This window comes from Roseateles sp., assembly GCF_036486225.1.
In the GTDB taxonomy this organism is placed as follows: Bacteria; Pseudomonadota; Gammaproteobacteria; order Burkholderiales; family Burkholderiaceae_C; genus Roseateles.
Genome location: NZ_DASVNZ010000241.1, coordinates 1 through 4,153, shown reverse-complemented (window position 1 = coordinate 4,153; position 4,153 = coordinate 1). Strand labels below are relative to the sequence as shown.

At 72.0% G+C, this 4,153-nt stretch carries 2 protein-coding genes; both read right to left on the bottom strand.

Annotated elements, in window-relative coordinates:
• Positions 1 to 2,731, bottom strand: a 2,731-nt coding sequence (locus VF536_RS16240; protein WP_331615906.1) for an ATP-binding protein, incomplete at its 3' end; no start/stop codon positions are given.
• Entirely contained in the window at positions 2,731 to 3,993 is a 1,263-nt protein-coding gene (locus VF536_RS16235; RefSeq protein WP_331615905.1) for a two-component system response regulator, read from the bottom strand. The genes VF536_RS16235 and VF536_RS16240, both read right to left, overlap by 1 nt.
• Positions 3,994 to 4,153: the final 160 nt, after the last annotated feature.

Sequence of the window (4,153 nt, the reverse complement as noted above, 5' to 3'; positions counted from 1 at the left end):
TCAGCCGCGCCATCGCGGCGCGCGTCGTGCCGCCGTGGTGGAGCGCGGCGTGCGCGGGCGCCAGCGCCTGCCCGGTGGCCTCGCCGATGGCCGACAGCAGCGTCGAGGCGGTCACCGGCTTGCTCAGCAGCTGCGGGCGGTGGCGCGGGTCCGCCTCGGCCAGCGCGGCGGCCAGGGTGGCGTCCCGGCCGAAGGCGGTGACCAGCAGGATCGCGGGCGGCGAGGCGAGCCGTCCGGACGCGATCAGCCGCGTCGCCTCGAGGCCGTTCAGGATCGGCATCTGCCAGTCCATCAGCACCAGGTCGTAGGGACGCTTCCCGGCGTCGGCCTCCAGCACGCATTGCGCGGCGTTGGCGCCGTTGACGGCCGTGTCCACGCGCATGCCGAAGCCGGCGCACAGCGCGCCCAGGATGTCGCGCGCCGCGCGGTTGTCATCGGCCACCAGCACGCGCAGCCGCGACAGGTCGGTCAGGGCCGGGGAGGCCGGCCCGGCCGCCGCCCGGGCGCCCTGGCGCAGGCCCAGGCGCACGGTGAAGGAGAAGGTCGATCCCTCGCCCGGACGCGAGCTCACCTGGATGCGTCCGCCCATCAGCTCGACCAGCTGGCGGCTGAGCGCCAGGCCCAGGCCGCTGCCGCCGTACTGGCGCGTCGTCGACGTGTCGGCCTGGTTGAAACTCTGGAAGAGCCGCGAGATCGTCTCCGCCGTCATGCCGATGCCCGAGTCGGTGACGCTGAAGCGCAGTTCGACCTCGTCGCTATCCTGCTTGCCCTGCTTGCCCTGCTCGCCCTGCTCGTCCCCGCGTTGCGGCGCTACCGCCGGCACCCGTTCGACCGCCACGATGACCTCGCCGCTGTCGGTGAACTTCACCGCGTTGGCCCCCAGGTTGATCAGCACCTGGCCCAGGCGCATCGGATCGCCGATCAGGGCGTCGGGGACGTCGGCGGGCCGATGGATCAGCAGTTCCACGCCCTTGTCCTCGGCGCGCAGGCCGATCAGGTCGATGAGCCGTTCCAGCACCTGGTCGAGCTGGAACGGCACGCGCTCCAGTTCGATCCGGCCGGACTCGATGCTGCTGAAGTCCAGGATGTCGTCGATCAGGTCGAGCAGGCTGAGGGCGGCGCTGTTGACCTTCTCCAGGTAGTTGCGCTGGCGGGCGTCCAGGCCGGTCTGCAGCGCAAGGTCGGACATGCCCACGATCACGTTCATCGGCGACCGGATCTCATGGCTCATGCCGGCCAGGAAACTGGACTTGGCGCGGGCCGCGTCGTGGGCCGCCTCCATCGCGCGACGCGCCTCCTGCGCGGCTTCCTGGCGCCGGGTGATGTCGGTCAGCCACAGCAGCACGGCGGGCTTGTCGCCCTCGTAGTCGTACGGCATCGATGAGAGGACGAAGGCGCGCGCCTGCCCTGCGGCGTCGAGCAGGCGCACCTCGACGTCGTGGACCCGGCGGCGTTCGCGCAGCACCTCGTCGACCAGTTCCCGGCTGGCGTCGTCCGCATAGCGGTGGGGCCAGGGTTGGAACTCGCCGGTGCCCAGCTGGTCGGCCAGCAGCGGATTCAGGAACTCGATCCGGTCATCGACGACCAGGCAGACGCCGATCGGCGCCATGCGGAACATGGTGCGCACCGTGTCGGCGCGCGCGGCCAACGCCGCGGCGCTGCGCGCGCGCTGGCGCCGGTGGACGGCGATCTGCCACATCAACGCGTAGCCGCCCATCAGCAGCGCCGCGGTCAACGCCGCCACCGCCAGTTGCTGGCGCGCGCTCATCGCGCCCGCCACGTCCTCCAGCAGCACCAGGCGCCAGGCGCCGTCGGGGTCGTTCCAGTCGATCCCGGTCGACGCGACGGCCAGACGCCGGCCGCCGACCTCGACGGTGGCGCCGTCGACGGGATCGAAGGGCAGCACGCGCGCTTGCGCTGCCGTCCCGAACAGCGTCGCGAAGCGCCGCGTTGCCGTCAGCGCCGCGGCGCGCCCGTCGTCGACCGGCCCGACGAGCGTCATGACCCACTCGGACCGGCTTGCCGAGAAAACCACGCCGTGCGGGGAGATCAGCAGCGCGTCGCCCTGCGATCGCGCGGCGAAGAAGCGGTCCAGCACCATCGGGGGCTTGCGGACCGCCATCACGCCGGTGACGGCGCTGGTCGAAGCCCGGGTCGCGAAGATCGGCGCGCAGAACACCACCGCCCGCTGATGCAGGTGAGGACTCAGGCCCAGGTAGACCGACGGCCGGGCCCGCTGCAGCGCCTGCTGCACATAGCCGCGGAAAGAAAGATCCAGGCCGATGGCGCGCTCCGTGTCGCGCTGCACCCACTCCGCCACGAGGATGCCGGACTGGTTGAGCACCCAGGCGTCGTCGCCGCCCAGGGTTGCCGCGATGCCCTGCAGGTGGATTTCGCCGGGCCGCACCAGCCGCGCGCGCGCGGCGTCGGTTTCCAGCGTCATCGTCTTGACCAGCGGTTCGACCAGACCGACCAGTTCGACGGCACCCATGTCCTGGCCCGACAGCGTCTGCTGGACCAGCGCGACGCCTTCGCGGTCGGCGGCCGACTGCAGCGCGCTGCGCAGGTCCGTCTCCAGGTACCAGCGCTGGGCGCCGCTCACGCCCCAGCCCGCCGCCAACGCCGTGATCGCGACCAGCGCGGCGCCTCCCCACGCGATCCCCGGGCGGGTGCCTGGCCCGCCGGCCCCGTCAAGGTCGGCGGACCCGCCCCGCGTCGTCCATGGCGGCATCAACGGCTCCGCTGCTCGCCGATCGGATTGCGGTGCGACGTCAGCTCCGGCGTGATGTCCGGAGCGAGGTCCGGCGCAAGGTCCGGCGGACTCACCGTCTCCATCCAGGCGCGCTTGCGCGCCAGCGCCGCGTCGTCGTCGGCGAAGCGTCGCGCGATCGTCTGGAACTCCGGCTGGATGCGCAGGAAGGCCTCGACGACGTCCGGATCGAAGTGCGTGCCCGAGCCCTGCGCGATGATGCCCGCGGCCTGCTCGTGCGGCATGCCCTCCTTGTAGACGCGGCGGCTGATCAGCGCGTCGTAGACGTCCGCCAGCGCCATCAGCCGCGCGGACAGGGGAATGGCCTCGCCGCGCAGACCCTGCGGGTAGCCCGAGCCGTCCCACTTCTCCTGGTGGCAGTAGGCGATGTCCTTGGCCGTCGACAGGAAGGCCACCGGCGTGCCCAGCACCGCCTCGGCCTGCTCGATGGCGTCGCGCCCCAGCGCCGGATGCGACTTCATGACCTCGAATTCGTCGGGCGTGAACTTGCCGGGCTTGAGCAGGATGCGGTCCGGGATGCCGATCTTGCCGATGTCGTGCAGCGGCGCCGACTTGAACAGCGTGGCGATGACGCCGGGCCGGCGCAGCTCGCCGCAGCGCGGGTGGTCGCGCAGCGCCTCGGCCAGCGCGCGCACGTAGTGCTGCGTGCGGCGGATGTGATTGCCGGTGTCGCTGTCGCGGGTCTCGGCCAGCGAGGCCATCGCCTGGATGGTGACGTCCTGGATGGCGGCCAGTTCCTCGGTGCGGCGGGCCACCTCGGTTTCCAGGTAGGCCGCCTTGTCGCGGAGGAAATCGGCGCTTGCCTTCAGCTGCAGGTGCGTGCGCACGCGGGCCATCACGATCGGCGGGCTGATCGGCTTGGTGATGTAGTCCACCGCGCCCAGCGACAGGCCGCGGGTCTCGTCGGCCACGTCGGACTTGGCCGTCAGGAAGATCACCGGCACGTCGCGCGTGGCCGGGTCGGCCTTCAGCCGCCGGCAGACCTCGTGACCGTCCATGCCCGGCATCATGACGTCGAGCAGGATCAGGTCGGGCCGCGGCTCGGCGCCCGCGATGGCCAGGGCCTTCCCGCCGTGGTTGGCGATCTTGACGCGGTAGCGGTCGCGCAGCAGCTCGCTCATCAGCATCAGGTTGTCCGGCGTGTCGTCGACGACCAGCACGGTCGCGCCGTCGGTGAGGTCGGGCGCTTCGGCGTCGCCGAGGGAGACGGACGGGTCGCTCATGCGGGACTCCCGGACGAAGTGGGATCGTTGTGCGGATCATCCTGCAGCCAGTCCAGCGCGCCGTCGAAATCGAATCGGGCCGCGGAATCCGCCGCGCGCCGCAGCACGCGCGCCCGCGCGGTCGGCAGCGGCAGGCGGTCGAGCAGCGCCGTCAGTTCCC

Bases quoted from the DNA above. Each gene is read 5' to 3' on its own strand.
- VF536_RS16235 (WP_331615905.1), bottom strand. From the start codon at position 3,993: ATGAGCGACCCGTCCGTCTCCCTCGGCGACGCCGAAGCGCCCGACCTC.